This window comes from Caulobacter endophyticus (assembly GCF_003116815.1).
Taxonomy (GTDB): Bacteria; Pseudomonadota; Alphaproteobacteria; order Caulobacterales; family Caulobacteraceae; genus Caulobacter; species Caulobacter endophyticus.
Window position 1 is genome coordinate 19132 of the sequence record NZ_QDKQ01000057.1, and the last position, 14396, is coordinate 33527.

General features: G+C 70.6%; 13 protein-coding genes. 7 read left to right on the plus strand and 6 right to left on the minus strand.

Annotated features, from left to right (window positions below):
• Window positions 1–9 precede the first annotated feature (9 nt).
• Complete coding sequence (locus tag DDF67_RS16550; protein ID WP_109101959.1) at window positions 10–792, plus strand: SDR family NAD(P)-dependent oxidoreductase; 783 nt, start codon at window positions 10–12, stop codon at window positions 790–792.
• Window positions 793–921: 129 nt separating this feature from the next.
• Here the strand turns inward: DDF67_RS16550 and DDF67_RS16555 are convergent, their stop codons facing one another.
• The 4 genes from DDF67_RS16555 to dapB all read right to left on the minus strand — a co-directional run bounded on the left by DDF67_RS16555 (window position 922) and on the right by dapB (window position 5672).
• Window positions 922–1278 carry a YdbL family protein gene (locus tag DDF67_RS16555; protein WP_109101960.1) on the minus strand — a complete coding sequence of 119 codons (357 nt, stop codon included), beginning with the start codon at window positions 1276–1278 and terminating at the stop codon, window positions 922–924.
• A 14-nt stretch (window positions 1279–1292) separates the two neighbouring features.
• Window positions 1293–1472: a YnbE family lipoprotein gene (locus DDF67_RS16560; RefSeq protein ID WP_109101961.1), complete on the minus strand. Its 180-nt coding sequence runs from the start codon at window positions 1470–1472 to the stop codon at window positions 1293–1295.
• A gap of 35 nt (window positions 1473–1507) precedes the next feature.
• The gene (locus tag DDF67_RS16565) at window positions 1508–4774 is read right to left on the minus strand and encodes an intermembrane phospholipid transport protein YdbH family protein (RefSeq protein ID WP_146198048.1); all 3267 of its coding nucleotides are present in this window, start codon (window positions 4772–4774) and stop codon (window positions 1508–1510) included.
• Between the two features lie 115 nt (window positions 4775–4889).
• Window positions 4890–5672 carry a 4-hydroxy-tetrahydrodipicolinate reductase gene (dapB, locus tag DDF67_RS16570; protein WP_109101963.1) on the minus strand — a complete coding sequence of 261 codons (783 nt, stop codon included), beginning with the start codon at window positions 5670–5672 and terminating at the stop codon, window positions 4890–4892.
• A 259-nt stretch (window positions 5673–5931) separates the two neighbouring features.
• Here dapB and DDF67_RS16575 point away from each other — a divergent pair, with 259 nt between their 5' ends.
• Both DDF67_RS16575 and DDF67_RS16580 read left to right on the plus strand, forming a co-directional pair.
• Window positions 5932–8214, plus strand: coding sequence for an NADP-dependent malic enzyme (locus DDF67_RS16575; RefSeq protein WP_109101964.1), 2283 nt, complete (start codon window positions 5932–5934; stop codon window positions 8212–8214).
• 52 nt (window positions 8215–8266) lie between these two features.
• Entirely contained in the window at window positions 8267–8680 is a 414-nt protein-coding gene (locus DDF67_RS16580) for a hypothetical protein (RefSeq protein ID WP_109101965.1), read from the plus strand.
• Here DDF67_RS16580 and DDF67_RS16585 read toward each other — a convergent pair.
• Window positions 8677–9195 (minus strand): NINE protein, encoded by a 519-nt coding sequence (locus DDF67_RS16585; protein WP_109101966.1) that lies wholly within the window; start codon window positions 9193–9195, stop codon window positions 8677–8679. The genes DDF67_RS16580 and DDF67_RS16585 overlap by 4 nt on opposite strands.
• Before the next feature lie 119 nt (window positions 9196–9314).
• Entirely contained in the window at window positions 9315–9767 is a 453-nt protein-coding gene (locus tag DDF67_RS16590; RefSeq protein ID WP_109101967.1) for a DUF4126 domain-containing protein, read from the minus strand.
• 391 nt (window positions 9768–10158) lie between these two features.
• Between DDF67_RS16590 and DDF67_RS16595 the strand changes: the two genes are divergently transcribed.
• The 4 genes from DDF67_RS16595 (at window position 10159) to trpB (ending at window position 14394) form a co-directional block, all read left to right on the plus strand.
• On the plus strand, window positions 10159–11580 hold the full coding sequence (locus DDF67_RS16595; RefSeq protein WP_109101968.1) for a sensor histidine kinase: 1422 nt from the start codon (window positions 10159–10161) through the stop codon (window positions 11578–11580).
• Window positions 11581–11614: 34 nt separating this feature from the next.
• The gene (locus tag DDF67_RS16600; RefSeq protein ID WP_109101969.1) at window positions 11615–12379 is read left to right on the plus strand and encodes a 3-oxoacyl-ACP reductase; all 765 of its coding nucleotides are present in this window, start codon (window positions 11615–11617) and stop codon (window positions 12377–12379) included.
• Window positions 12380–12487: 108 nt separating this feature from the next.
• Window positions 12488–13144, plus strand: a complete 657-nt coding sequence (locus tag DDF67_RS16605; RefSeq protein ID WP_109101970.1) for a phosphoribosylanthranilate isomerase — start codon at window positions 12488–12490, stop codon at window positions 13142–13144.
• Between the two features lie 17 nt (window positions 13145–13161).
• Window positions 13162–14394, plus strand: coding sequence for a tryptophan synthase subunit beta (gene trpB / locus DDF67_RS16610; RefSeq protein ID WP_109101971.1), 1233 nt, complete (start codon window positions 13162–13164; stop codon window positions 14392–14394).
• Window positions 14395–14396 lie beyond the last annotated feature (2 nt).

Genomic DNA, 14396 nt, shown 5'->3' on the forward strand with positions numbered 1-14396 from the left:
GAAACGTCCATGAAACTCGACAACACCGTCGCCGCCGTCGTCACCGGCGGCGCCTCGGGCCTCGGCGAGGCCACCGCCCGCGCCCTGGCCGCCCAGGGCGTCAAGGTCGCCATCTTCGACATGAACGAGGCGCGCGGCGAAGAGGTCGCCAAGGAGATCGGGGGCGTCTACTGCAAGGTCAACGTCACCAGCGACGCCGACGTCGACGCCGGCTTCGAAAAGGCCCGCGCCGCCCACGGCCAGGAGCGGATCCTGGTCAACTGCGCCGGGGTCGGCAACGCGGCCAAGACCGCCAGCCGCGACAAGGCCACCGGCGAGACCAGGCACTTCCCGCTCGATATCTTCGACCGCGTGATCCAGATCAACCTGGTGGGCACCTTCCGCTGCATCGCCAAGTCGGCCAAGGGCATGCTCGACCTCCCGCCGCTGCAGGACGGCGAGCGCGGCGCCATCGTCAACACCGCCAGCGTCGCCGGCGAGGACGGCCAGATCGGCCAAGCGGCCTATTCGGCCAGCAAGGGCGGCGTCATCGGCATGACCCTGCCGATCGCCCGCGACCTGATGAACGACGGCATCCGCGTCAACACCATCCTGCCGGGCATCTTCAACACCCCGCTGATGAACGCCGCCCCCGACAATGTGAAGGACGCCCTGGCCGCCTCGGTGCCCTTCCCCAAGCGCCTGGGTAACCCGGCCGAATACGCCCAACTGGCGCTGACCATGATCACCTGCGGCTACTTCAACGGCGAGGACGTGCGGCTGGACGGCGGCATCCGCATGGCGCCGCGCTGACGAAGACCCTCCCCCTGAAGGGGGAGGTGGCCCAAAGGGCCGGAGGGGGAAGTCGCCGCTGAACTTCAGCAGACACTTCCCCCTCAGTCGCTTCGCGACAGCTCCCCCTTCAGGGGGAGCATCTGAGCCTTACTTCTTCACCCAGCCGCCGCCGAGCGGCTTCCAGTACTGGCCGGCGGCCAGGCGCGAGTAGAGCTGCTTGGCGGTGGCCTGGCCGGCGGCGTCGGCGGTGACGCCGGTCTTGGCGGCGGTGTCCTTGTAGACGGCCGCGCGGCCGGTGTTGATCTCGGCCACGGCGGCGCGCAGGTCGGCGTCGCCGCCCGACACGATGCCGAGGAAGCCGTCGGCCTGCTCGCCGACCGCGCCAGCGGACTTGGCGGCGTCAACGGCGGCCTTGGCGGCGGCCGACTGGGCCATCACGGGGGCGGCGGCGACCGCGCCCAGGGCGGCGGCGATGGCCAAAACCGTCATCGTCTTGCGGATCATGGCGGTCTCCTTGCTTAGAACAGGTTGGGGTTCTGCTGGATCAGCGTCTGGACTTCCTTGTCCAGCCGCACTCGCACGTCGGCGTCCAGCTTGGCGTAGATATTGATCGGATCGACCTTGACGCGGACGGTCGGGGTGCAGGCGCTAAGGCCTCCCGCCGCCAGCAGGGTCGCGATCAGGGCGCGCTTGAGCATGCGTTGGTCTCCAGTTCGGGCTTGATGTTCGTCGTTCACGGCTGAACCGGCGCTGAACGGCGGGTCTCTTCGGTTTCTTCGGCGAAACGGCGGCCCCAGGCGGCCAGAAGCTCGTCGAAATTGAGCGAGGTGTCGAGCGTCAGGTCCACCGGCGTCTTGGCCGGCAGCGGGATCCGCCGCTGGAAGGCCTTGCCGCGGATCAGTTCGATGATGCCCACCCGGGCCTTCTCGGCCACCTTCGGATCGTGCTCGCCCTTGATGTGGAACAGCATCGACAGGCGCCCGTTCGGCGTCGAGTTGACGCCGGCCTCCAGGGTGTCGAACGACAGGTTCTCCATGGCCTGGTAGGCGAAGTCCTGGATGGCGTTCACCGGCGCGTCGGCCGGCGGCTGGTTGTTGGGATTGCCCGGGCTGTCGCTCTCGCCCTGATTGGCCTCGACGCCGGTCAGGGCCTCGCGGGCGATCGAGATACGGCCGGGCTTGATGGCGTTCAGCTTGCCGTCCAGCAGCTTGAAGCCCTTGGCGCTGAACTCGAACGGCAGCCGGCCCGAAACCACCGCGTCCAGCTTGACCTTCTCGGCCAGGGTCGAGCCGGCGGTCAGTTCGCCCAGATCCAGGCCGTCGATGACGATGACGCCGCTGATCGGGCCGCCGTCCAGCGGCACGTCCACGGGCTCGATCGAGATCTTGCCCTTGGCCGCCGTCAGGCTGGCCTGGCTGACCTTCAGCGAGGTCGCGCCCAGGGTGAACACCGCGCCCACGGCCTCCAGCGGCACGATGGAGTCGATGCGGGTGACCGCCAGCTTCTGGTCGGGCGCGCTGGTCAGCGGCGCCAGGCTGTCGAACTTCACGTCGCCGGCCAGGGTCGCCACGAAGCCCAGCGGGCTGGCGCGGAAGTCGAGCCCCTGGGTCGAGACCTCGCCGCTGCTGGTCACGCCCTTGTCGGTCCAGTCGAAGCGGCCCTTGAAGCTGGCCTTGCCCTCGGCCTCGCTGGCGAAGGCGGCCATCGGGCTGACCGCCACCGGCTGCAGCCCCGCCTCCTTGCTGAAGACGATGTTGGAGGCGTCGATCAGCGCCGAGCCGCGCCCGCTCTCCACCCCGTGGCGGATGTCGATGCGACCCAGGGCGAAGCCGCTGGCCGTGCCGACGTCGACGCCGCCGCTCCACACGCCGGAAGCCAGGTTGAGCTTGCCCGTCGCCTTCACCGGCTCGAAGCGCTTGGCCGCGGCCGCGTCGACCAGCCGGCCTTCGGTCAGCCGCACCTCGGCGCGGTCGAAACCCTGGCCGCCGCCGACGAAGGTCCCGGTCACGCCCTCGGCCTTGGCTTCGGCGGCCGTGATCGTCCCGCGTCCATTGGCGAAGCGGGCCTGGGCCTCCCAGCGACCGTTCGCCACCCGCACCAGCGGCGCGGCGACCGGGCAGATATCGAGCGCGATATCCTGGATCGGCCGCTCGCCGACCTCCCCCGCCTCGATGGCCGCCACCTTCACCGGCGTGCACGCGGCCAGGCGGAAGTCGAACACGCCGTCCGCCGCGCGGGCCTGGCCCTTGATCGTGGCGCTGATCCCCTGCGCCGGCGGCACGTCCAGCGTGCCCGCCAGGGTGACAGGCGAGGAAAAGCCCCGCGCGTCGGCCTGCCAGCCGCTGGCCGTCAGGGTCAGTTCAGGCAGGCCGCCGCCCTTCAGGGCCAGGGTCGCCGCGCCGCGCGAGACGCCATGCAGGCTCTCGACCAGACGGCCGCCGCCGGGCGTCAGGGTCGCCCTGGCGCCGCTGGCCGAAGCCAGCGTCACGGGCTTGCCGGCGAAGGCGGCCACGCGGCCGTCGCCGATCTCCAGCCGCAGGTCGTCGGCGTCGAGCGAGAAGTCGGCCAGGGCCTTGCGGGCCGCCGCCGCATATTCGGGGCTGGGCAGGCCGGCGGTCAGGCGCTCGGCGTCGGGGGCGGCCACCGCCCCGTCGGCTCCGGCCCGCCCCTCCAGGGTCAGGCTCAGGCTCTCGCCCGCCTGGAAACGGCCCCTGGCGTCCAGCACCAGCGCCGACAGACCCAGGCCGTCGCGCGCCGCCCGGCCGACGCCGGCCGCCACCTGGATCGGACCCGACACGCTCATCGGCCGCCCCTTGGGCGCGCTGAACACGAAGGTCTTGGACTTGATGTCGATCGCCGAGCGGGTCAGGGCGGCCCCGCCCGCCACCGCCCGTTCGGCCGTGCCGCGCAGGCGCGCCGGCCCCAGCACCCGCGCGCCGGCCTTGTCGAAGTCCACCCGCAGGGCGTCGCTGTCGAGCTCGGCGGTGAAGCTGCGCGCTTCCAGCCCCGGCGCCACCAGCCGCCCGGCCCGGGCCTGGCCCGACAGCCGCGCGGCCGCGCCGCCTTGGGTGAAGTTGCCGGCCACCAGGCCCGCCAGGGTCAGGCGGGTCTCGACGTCGTCGAGGCTGGTCTCGCCGGCCCTCAAGCCTTGCGCCTTGATCGACAGCTTGACGTCGGCCGGGCCGGTGGCCGCCAGCCGCTTGAGGTCGGGATAGGCCACATCGGCCTCGACCCGCGCGTCTGCGCCCTCCAGGTCGACCTGCTCGGCGTCCAGGGAGTCGACCTCGGCGCGGGCGTCCACCGACAGGCGGTCGCCGCGCTTGCGGGCCCTCAGCACGGCCCCGCGCAGCTCGACCTGCAGGTCCTCGGTGGCGTAGCGCATGGCGGCGATCGCCGCGTCGAGACGCAGCAACTGGCCATCGTCGAGGCTGGCGTCGCCGGTCAGGCGGGCCACGCCCCCCGGCGTCTGCAGGGTGACGCGGGCGTCCTCGACCAGCACCGCCGGCCCGCCCGCCTTCTCCTCGCCGGGCGACTTCAGCGCCTCGTCGATCAGCGGCTGCAGCTTGCCGAAGGTCAGCTTTTGCCCGTCATAGCGGGCCTGCAGGCGCGGACTGGTGATGCGCACGGCCCGGGTGTCGATGGCGAACGGCCCGCCCGACCACGGGGCCTGCAGGTCGTAGGCGACCTCGATCCGCCTGGCCGAGAAATAGGGATCGTTCTTGGGGCCCAGCCGGATCGAGCCGGCGAAGCCGCTGGCGTCCAGGCTCTCGACCGAGATCAGGCCCTCGATGCCGCGCTCGGCCAGCCACGCCTCGGCCAGGGCCTGGCTGATCTCGCGCCGGCCGGCATAGGCGGACATGCCCAGCGCGATGAACGCCATCATGGCGAAGGAGACCGCCTCCAGCCCGGCGTCGGCCAGCGCGGCCTTGCTCAGGCGCGGGCCCCGCTTGGGCTTGGCGGGCGTCTTGACGGAATCGGGGTCGGCGTGCGGCTCGGCCATCGGCCGCACCATGCCGCAAGCCGTGGCGTTTGTGAGGCCTGAGTTCGAGAAAAGTCAGGAAAGCGACGAAGCCGAAACAAATCCCATCCCTCGATGGGGGAAGGGAGACGGCGCCTCAGACCGCCTTGAAACCAAGCACCTGCTGCATGTCGTAGATGCCCGGCGCCTTGCCTTGAGCCCACACCGCCGCGGCCGCCGCGCCACGCGCGAACAGGCCACGGTCGATGGCCGAGTGGGCGATGGTCAGGCTTTCGCTCTCGCCGGCGAAGATCACGCTGTGCTCGCCGATGATGCCGCCGCCGCGCACCACCGAAAAGCCGATCGAGCCTTCCTTGCGGGGCCCCGTGACGCCGTCGCGGGCGCGGTCCTCCACCTCCGACAGCACCACGCCCCGGCCGTCGGCCGCGGCCTGGCCCAGCATCAGCGCGGTGCCCGACGGCGCGTCGATCTTGCGCTTGTGGTGGGCCTCGAAGACCTCGATGTCCCAGTCGCTGGCCGGCAGGGCGGCGGCGGCCTGGCGCACCAGGCCCATCAGCATGTTGACGCCCAGCGAGAAGTTGCCCGACCGCACGATGGTCACCGTCTCGGCCGCCTTGGTGAGGCGCGCGTCCTGCTCGGCCGTGAAGCCGGTCGAGCCGATGATCAGGGCGATCCCGCCGCCGGCCGCGGCGATGGTCTCGGCCAGGGCGACCGAGGCCTCGGGAATGGTGAAGTCGATGATCGCCTGCGCGTCGGCCAGGGCGCTTTCCAGCGCCACCAGCCCCTCGCCTTCCGCGCCCGGACGGTCGAAGCGGGCCACGGCGACCGCGTCGGTGCGGCCCTCGAGCGTGGCGGAGACGGCCTTGCCCATGCGGCCCAGGGCTCCGGCGACGGCGATCCGAACGGGGGACGAGGACATGGGATCTTCTCCGGCAAACAAGCCCGCGCCTCGTCGCCCACCCCCTCTCCGGGGTCAACGGATTTATCCGCCGCCCTTCCGTAGCGGGAGCGAAGCCGAAACCGCAAACCTTTGCCCAACAAGCGTTTGTACCGGTACCATTTGATATTGTCCGGTTGTAGCGCCCAGTCCCCGTCGCTAGGCTGACCCTCGCATAAGGACGCGTCGCATCGTTCGGCGGGTCCATTTCAACTGGCTACGCAGGACAGGAAACGCCGCCATGAGCGACGCGGAACGCAAGACCTTCACCGACGCGGAGGCCCTGGCCTTCCACCGCCACCCCCAGCCGGGAAAGCTGGCGGTGACCCCCACCAAGCCGATGGCCACCCAGCGCGACCTCAGCCTCGCCTATTCGCCCGGCGTGGCCGTGCCGGTGCACGCGATCGCCGCCGATCCCGACGCCGCCTACGACTACACCTCCAAGGGCAACCTGGTGGCGGTGATCTCCAACGGCACGGCGATCCTGGGCCTGGGCGACCTGGGGGCTCTCGCCTCCAAGCCGGTGATGGAAGGCAAGAGCGTGCTCTTCAAGCGCTTCGCCGACGTCGACTCCATCGACATCGAGGTCTCCACCAAGGACGCCGACGAGATCATCACCGTCGTCAAGAACATCGGCGTCACCTTCGGCGGCATCAACCTTGAAGACATCAAGAGCCCCGAGTGCTTCCGCATCGAGACCGAGCTGCAGGAACTGCTCGACATCCCGGTGTTCCACGACGACCAGCACGGCACCGCCATCATCTGCGCCGCCGGCCTGATCAACGCCTGCCACATCACCGGCAAGAACCTGGCCGACATCAAGGTGGTGCTGAACGGCCCCGGCGCGGCCGGCATCGCCTCGATGGACCTGATCAAGGCCATGGGCGTGCGCCCCGAGAACGTCATCGCCTGCGACAGCAAGGGCGTGCTCTATCGCGGCCGCACCGACGGCATGAACCAGTGGAAGAGCGCCCACGCCGTCGACACCGACAAGCGCACGCTCGCCGAGGCCGTCCAGGGCGCCGACGTCCTGCTGGGCCTGTCGGCCAAGGGCGCCTTCACGCCGGAGATGATCGCCAGCATGGCGCCCAATCCGGTGATCTTCGCCATGGCCAACCCCGATCCGGAGATCACCCCGGAGGACGTCCACCGCGTGCGTCCCGACGCCATCATGGGCACGGGCCGCAGCGACTATCCCAACCAGGTCAACAACGTCCTGGGCTTCCCCTACATTTTCCGCGGCGCCCTCGACGTGCGCGCCCGCCGCGTCAATCACGAGATGAAGATCGCCTGCGCCCAGGCGCTGGCCATGCTGGCCCGCGAGGATGTGCCCGACGAGGTGGCCGCCGCCTATCACGGCCGCCAGCTGAAGTTCGGCCCCGACTACATCATCCCCTCGGCCTTCGACCCGCGCCTGATCTGGTACGTGCCGCCGTTCGTGGCCCAGGCGGCCATGGACACCGGCGTCGCGCGCCGCCCGATCGCCGACATGGACGCCTATCGCCAGAGCCTGGCCCAGCGTCTCGACCCCACCGCCGGCTTCCTGCAGAAGATCGCCGGCTCCGTGCTGGCCAAGCCCAAGCGCATCGTCTTCGCCGAAGGCGAGGAGCCGTCCGTCATCCGCGCCGCCTACGCCTTCCAGACCGGCGGCTACGGCAAGGCCATCCTCTGCGGCCGCGAGAACCTGGTGCACGAAAACATGCGCCTGGTGGGCCTGGACCCCGACACCGCCGGCCTCGAGATCCACAACGCCCGCCTCTCCGACCGCAACCCCGACTATGTCGACGCCCTCTACGCCCGGCTCCAGCGCCAGGGCTACCTCAAGCGCGACGTCCAGCGCCTGATCAACCAGGACCGCAACAGCTTCGCCGCCTCGATGGTGACGATGGGCGAGGCCGACGGCATGGTCACCGGCGTCACCCGCAGCTTCGACCAGGCGCTCGACGAGGTGCTACGCGTCGTCGACCCCGCGCCCGGCGGCCGGATCATGGGCATGTCGGTGGTGCTGGCCAAGGGCCGCACCATCTTCGTGGCCGACACCAACGTCACCGAGTTGCCCGACGCTGACGAGCTGGTGGAGATCGCCTGCGAGGCCGCCTCGGCCGTCACGCGCCTGGGCTTCAAGCCGCGCGTGGCCTTCATGAGCTACTCCACCTTCGGCAACCCGATGGGCGAGCGCTCCGACAAGGTGCGCCAGGCCGTGGCCACGCTGGACGAGATGGGCGTCGAGTTCGAATACGAGGGCGAAATGCCCCCCGAACTGGCCCTCGACCCCGAAAAGCGCCTCGCCTACCCGTTCATGCGCCTGACCGACAGCGCCAACATCCTGATCATGCCGGCCATCCACGCCGCCTCGATCTCGACCAAGCTCGTCCAGTCGCTCGGCGGCGCCACGGTGATCGGGCCGGTGCTGCTGGGGCTCTCCAAGTCGGTGCAGATCTGCCCGCTGGGCGCCTCGGTGTCGAAGATCCTCAACATGGCGATGATGGCGGCTTACGACCAACCGGTGGAGGCGGAGGAGTAGGGAGCAATCCGGCGCGGTCTGCGGACCGCGCCGCCAACTGCCACGCCGCCTAATGCTCGCCGTCCTGTCGTTGACCCTGGCCTGCAGCGCGGGCGGAGCCGCCGAGGCTTGCCGGGTCAATCAGCCGCCCGAGGCCTGTGTGGCCCATGCCTACGACGCCGTCATCCTCGCGCGGATCGAAAGCGCCGGCCCCGACGACCGGCTTCGGGGCGAACGGCCGGCCTGGACCGCGAGCGCGCGGCGCACCGGGGCGATCGAGGGCAAGGCGGTGAGCCAAGCGGTGTTCGAGATCGGCCGCACCGGCCAGAGCACCGCCTGCGACGACGGGCAGCCGATCGCCCGGGTCGGCGAGACCTGGGTGCTGTACCTGCATGAAACGCCAGGCGCGGGCTGGACGGCGGGCGCTTCCTACCCGCTGGACCTGGCTCGCCGGATCGACCCGCGCCTGTCGCGGCTCGCGCCCTAGACGGCGCCGGGAGCCCTTTCTTCGGCGGTGGTCGCGACCGGGGTCGCCACCGGCAGGGTCGTGCCCATGATCCGGGCCTTCTGGACCTCGTATTCCTCGGGCGTGATCGCGCCGCTGTCCTTGAGGGCGGCGAACTTGGCCAGTTCGTCGGCCATGTGCGGCACGGCCGGAGCGGCGGGCGCGGCCGGACGCGAGACCACGTTCAGGCGTTTCATCAGGGCGGCGTTGTGTTCCTGCGCCATGCCGGGGATCAGAAAGATGTCGACGATCAGCCAGACACCCAAGGCGGCGAGGGTGAAGAAGCCCAGACCGAACCAGATCGTCATCCACGAGAAGATGTTCAGCACCAGCTGGCCGACCGCCGAGCCCGTGCGCCCGAGATAGAATCGGTGACCGCCGAGACCGCCGAGCAGGAACCAGAGCAGATAGGTGACGCCCGTCGACTTCTTGCTGGCCTCGAAAGCCATCAGGGCCTGGGTGTCGGCGCTGAGGCCGGTATGCGCTACGTCGGTCATCACAATCCTCGAGGCGAGGAGCGCCCGACGGCCCGCGCCGCCGAAACCGTCGCCCCCGTCCGGTTAAACTTCACCGTACCGGGAGTGATGCGACGCACGCAACCACGAGCGGGCGAAAGCTATCGTCGTGCGCCGCCGACCACCGCCCTAGCCGCCGCCACCGTCAGCGCGTCCTCCACCAGCCCCGTCGGGGTCTGGCCGTAGCGCTTCAGCGCCGCCATCCGCAGGTCGAAGGTGACGTAGGCGGCGACGATGGCGGCGGTGACGCCGAGGACGCCGCCGGCCAGCGCGCGGTTCCTGGGCGCCAGGGCCGCGCCGGCGATGCCGCCGGTGATCAGGCGGGCCAGCAGGCCGGCCGGGACGATGCGGTCGGGGGCCGAGTTGAACTTGTCGCCCCAGAGCTCGCCGGCGGCCAGGGCCTTGGTCCCGGCGCTGACCAGCGGATGGCCCAGCCACGACGGCGCGCCGTTGTTCGCCGGCAGGGTGCCCTTGGCGGCCGCGTCGCTGACGGCGGCGAACGGGGTCAGGGCGCGGGCGCCGGCCGCGAGGCCGATCAGGAACGAGGCGAGCATGGCGGGGTCTCCGGGCTTTGGGGTCGCGGGTGCAACACGCCGGGCCGGGATTTCGATCCGAGGGGCTTGGGCACGGATCCTCTTCTAGAGCGAGAGGGAGCGGTTACGCCCCAGCGGCCCACACCACACCCGTAAAATCCCCGCGAAAGCGGGGATTTTACGGAAGGTGAGTCCATCCCCCTGGGAGGCGGTCGCAAGTCACCAGGGGAGTTTCCTGATGGAGCCGATCACCCGCCAACGCCGCGACCACTTCCCCCTCAGTCGCTTCGCGACAGCTCCCCCTTCAGGGGGAGCGTCTTGGCGCCCACGCGAGAATTGGCGCTTTCACCTCTGGCGCGAACAGGGCCATGATATCGCTCCCGTCGTCCGTTCCCGGAGGCCGCCCGGCCCGATGATCGATACGGTTTCGCCCAGCCTGACCACGGCGCTGAAGCACGCGCCGATGGGCATCGCGATCTTCGACCGGTCGATGCGCTACCTCGCCCACTCGGCCCAGTACCTGACCGACCAGGGGCTGCCGGCGGACATGCCGCTGCTGGGGCGGGTGCACTACGAGGTGTTCCACGAGATCCCGCAGTTCTGGCGCGACCTGCACGCGCGGGTGCTGAACGAGGGCGTCGAGCTGCGCGAGGACGCCGGCGACCGCTATGTCGACCGCAACGGCCGGGTCGAGTGGATCCGCTGGTCGATGGCCCCCTGGCGCACCGAGGACGGGGCGATCGGCGGCCTCGTGCTCTATACCGAGGTGGCCACCGCCGCCGTCGAGGCGCGCCTGCGGCTGGAGGCGGCCGAGGCCCGCTACAAGGCGCTGTTCGACCAGGCGGCCATGGGCGTGGCGCGGATCTCTCCGACCGGCGCCTTCCTCGAGGTCAACGACCGCTTCTGCGCCATCACCCGCCACGAGCGCGCCCACCTGCTGGCCGGCAACGCCGCCGAGCTGATCGAACCCGACGACCTGGCCGGCGCGCAGGGCCAGGCCCGCGCGCTGCTGTCGGGCCGCATCGACACCTACGCCGCCGAGCGCCGCCTGCGGGCTGGCGACGGCGCCTCGCTGTGGATCCGGCTCAACGTCTCGCGGGTGCAGCCGCGCGGCCAGGCGCCCTATCTCGTCGCCATCATCGCCGACATCACCGCCCGCAAGGCCGTCGAGGCCGAACAGGAACGCCACCAGGGCCAGCTGCGCCTGCTGATCAACGAGCTGAACCACCGCGTGAAGAACACCCTGGCCACCGTCCAGTCGATGGCCGCCCAGACCCTGCGCAACGAGCCCGACCCGGTCACCGCCTTCGAGAAGTTCGAGCTGCGGCTGCTTGGCCTGTCGCTGGCCCACGACGTGCTGACCCGCGAGAGCTGGCACGGCGCTGACCTACGCGAAGTGGCCCAGCGGGCGCTGGCGCCGTTCACCGCCGCGGCCGGCCGGGTGTCGGTGGCCGGGCCGCCCTGCTTCCTGCCGCCGGGCGGGGCCCTGACCATGTCGCTGGTCTTCCACGAGCTGGCCACCAACGCCCTGAAGTACGGCGCGCTGTCCAATCTCGACGGGTCGGTGGCGGTGGACTGGACCTTCGATCCGGCCGATCGGGCCCTGTCGCTGACCTGGACCGAGACCGGCGGACCCCGGGTCGAGGGCTCGCCCACCCGCCGCGGCTTCGGCTCGCGGCTGATCGAGCGCAGCCTGCGCGGCGAGCTGCGCGGCCAGGCCCGGATGGACTGGCGCGAGGAAGGGCTGGTCTGCCGGCTGGAGGCCCAGGCGCCCCTGCCCACCCCGCCCTCGCCGGAACTCGGCGTCGTCGCCAGCCTGGACGAACGGCGTTAAGGGACCTGCGGGCCGAGTTTTGGAGTCTCTAGATATGCAGCTGTCCGACCAGATCGTCCTCGTCACCGGCGCCGGCCGGGGCCTCGGGGCCGAGATCGCCCGGGCCTTTTCCCGTCACGGCGCCCGCGTCGTCGTCAACTACCGCGCCAGCAAGGACGCCGCCGAGGCGCTCGCCGCCGAGCTGGGCGGCCCCGGTCGCGCCATCGCCGTCCAGGCCGACGTCGCCGACCGCCCCGCCGTCGAGGCCATGTTCGCCGCCGCCAAGCAGGCCTTCGGCGGCCACGTGACCACGGTGGTCAACAACGCGCTGGACTACAGCTTCAACGGCGACGCCCGCGCGCACCTGGCCAGCATCGCCTGGGAGGACTTCGAGAAGCAGAACGTCACCGTGCTGAAGGGCGCGCTGAACGTCATCCAGGCCGCCGCCCCCGACATGGCCGAGGCCGGTTTCGGCCGCGTCATCAACGTGGGCACCAACCTCTTCCAGAACCCGGTCGTGCCCTATCACGACTACACCGCGGTCAAGGCCGCCCTGCTGTCGCTGACCCGCACGGCCTGCGGCGACCTCGGCCCCGCCGGCGTCACCGTCAACATGGTCTCCGGCGGCCTGCTGCGCGTCACCGGCGCCAGCGCCGCCACGCCCGAGCCGGTCTTCGACCTGATCGCCGGCATGACCCCCCTGCGTTCGGTCACCACCCCGGCCGAGTTCGCCGACGCCGTGCTGTTCTTCGCCAGCCCCTGGGCCCGCGCGGTGACCGGCCAGAACCTGGTGGTGGACGGCGGCCTGGTGCGGGACTGATCCTCGTTCCTCCTTCTTCTCCCTTCCTTCTCCCTTCCCTCTTCGATGGGGAGGGGAGTTAGGGCCACAGGACTTGCACAACCGCCTTCCCCACCGTAACTCCTCCCGATGACCACCAAGGCCAAGATCTGCGGGCTCTCGACGCCGGAGACGGTAAAGACCGCCTTCGACGGCGGCGCGGCCTATCTGGGCTTCGTCTTCTTCGCCAGGAGCCCGCGCAACGTCGAGCCCGAAGCCGCCCAGCGGCTCGTCGAGCCGGTTCGCGGACGCGGCGTGCAGACCGTGGCCGTCACCGTCGATCCCGACGACGCCCTGATCGACCGGCTGATGGCGACCATGCGTCCCGACCTGATCCAGGTGCACGGCAAGGAAACGCCCAGCCGCGTGCGCGAGATCGCGGCCCGCAGCGGCGTCGGCGTCATCAAGGCCTTCTCGGTCTCCACCTCGGCCGACGTCGACCAGGCCCGCGCCTACGACACCGTCGCCGAGCAGTTTCTTTTCGACGCCCGGCCGGTGGAAGGCCAGGGGGGGACTTCTTCCCTGCCCGGCGGCACCGGCGCAAGGTTCGACTGGAGCCTGCTGGAAGGCCGGCGATTTTCTCGCCCGCATTTCCTCGCCGGCGGCCTTGATCCGTGGAACGTCGGCGCCGCCGTGGCCGCCTCCGGAGCCCCGCTGGTGGACGTTTCCTCTGGCGTGGAACGCGGTCCGGGCCTAAAGGACCCGGCTCTGATCACGGCGTTTCTGGACGCCGTCCGACGCGCCTGACCTAACTGGAAACGCCCGTGAACGCTCCTGTCCAAGCTTCCGACCGGCCCAACGACTGGTCCGCCTATCCCGACGCCAAGGGGCGCTTCGGCGAGTTCGGCGGCCTGTACGTGGCCGAAACCCTGATGCCCCTCGTGCTGGAGCTGGACAAGGCCTACCAGGAAGCCAAGAACGATCCGGCCTTCCAGGCCGAGCTGCGCGGCTACCTGACCCACTATGTCGGCCGTCCCAGCCCGCTCTACTTCGCCGAGCGCCTGACCCGTCATTTCGGCGGCGCCAAGATCTACTTCAAGCGCGAAGAGCTGAACCACACCGGCGCGCACAAGATCAACAACTGCATGGGCCAGATTCTGCTGGCCCAGCGCATGGGCAAGACCCGGATCATCGCCGAGACCGGCGCTGGCCAGCATGGCGTGGCCTCGGCCACGGTATCGGCCCGCTTTGGCCTGCCCTGCATCGTCTACATGGGCGCCGTCGATGTCGCCCGGCAGAAGCCCAACGTGTTCCGCATGAACCTCCTGGGCGCCGAAGTGCGTCCGGTCACCTCGGGGGCCGCGACCCTCAAGGACGCCATGAACGAGGCCATGCGCGACTGGGTCACCAACGTCGAGGACACCTATTACCTGATCGGCACCGCCGCCGGCCCGCACCCCTATCCGGCCATGGTCCGCGACTTCCAGGCGGTGATCGGCGCGGAGGCCCGCGAGCAGATTCAGGAACTGGAAGGGCGCTTGCCTGACGCCGTCGTCGCCTGCGTTGGGGGCGGGTCGAACGCCATCGGCATGTTCCACCCCTTCCTGGCCGACGAGGGCGTGAAGATCTACGGCGTGGAAGCCTCGGGCCATGGCCTGGACACCGACAAGCACGCCGCCTCGCTGACCGGCGGGCGTCCGGGCGTGCTGCACGGCAACCGCACCTACCTGCTGCAGGACGACGACGGCCAGATCCTCGACGCCCACTCGATCAGCGCCGGCCTCGACTATCCGGGCATCGGTCCGGAGCACTCGTTCCTGCACGACATCGGCCGGGCCCAGTACCTGACCTGCACCGACGACGAGGCCCTGAAGGCCTTCCAGCTGTGCGCCGAGCTCGAGGGCATCATCCCCGCCCTGGAAAGCGCCCACGCCATCGCCAAGCTGCCGCAGCTGGCCAAGGAGATCGGCGAGGGCGGCGTGATCGTCATGTGCCTGTCGGGCCGTGGCGACAAGGACATCTTCACCGTGGCCGACGCTCTGGGCCGCTCGATCTAACC

Excerpts from the sequence above, each read along its gene's own strand:
- DDF67_RS16590 (WP_109101967.1), bottom strand. The coding sequence starts at position 9,767 with ATGCTCGCCTCGTTCCTGATCGGCCTCGCGGCCGGCGCCCGCGCCCTG.
- DDF67_RS16560 (WP_109101961.1), bottom strand. The coding sequence starts at position 1,472 with ATGCTCAAGCGCGCCCTGATCGCGACCCTGCTGGCGGCGGGAGGCCTT.
- DDF67_RS16575 (WP_109101964.1), top strand. The coding sequence starts at position 5,932 with ATGAGCGACGCGGAACGCAAGACCTTCACCGACGCGGAGGCCCTGGCC.
- DDF67_RS16585 (WP_109101966.1), bottom strand. The coding sequence starts at position 9,195 with ATGACCGACGTAGCGCATACCGGCCTCAGCGCCGACACCCAGGCCCTG.
- DDF67_RS16595 (WP_109101968.1), top strand. The coding sequence starts at position 10,159 with ATGATCGATACGGTTTCGCCCAGCCTGACCACGGCGCTGAAGCACGCG.
- DDF67_RS16580 (WP_109101965.1), top strand. The coding sequence starts at position 8,267 with ATGCTCGCCGTCCTGTCGTTGACCCTGGCCTGCAGCGCGGGCGGAGCC.
- DDF67_RS16550 (WP_109101959.1), top strand. The coding sequence starts at position 10 with ATGAAACTCGACAACACCGTCGCCGCCGTCGTCACCGGCGGCGCCTCG.
- DDF67_RS16605 (WP_109101970.1), top strand. The coding sequence starts at position 12,488 with ATGACCACCAAGGCCAAGATCTGCGGGCTCTCGACGCCGGAGACGGTA.
- dapB (WP_109101963.1), bottom strand. The coding sequence starts at position 5,672 with ATGTCCTCGTCCCCCGTTCGGATCGCCGTCGCCGGAGCCCTGGGCCGC.
- DDF67_RS16555 (WP_109101960.1), bottom strand. The coding sequence starts at position 1,278 with ATGATCCGCAAGACGATGACGGTTTTGGCCATCGCCGCCGCCCTGGGC.
- DDF67_RS16600 (WP_109101969.1), top strand. The coding sequence starts at position 11,615 with ATGCAGCTGTCCGACCAGATCGTCCTCGTCACCGGCGCCGGCCGGGGC.
- DDF67_RS16565 (WP_146198048.1), bottom strand. The coding sequence starts at position 4,774 with ATGGCCGAGCCGCACGCCGACCCCGATTCCGTCAAGACGCCCGCCAAG.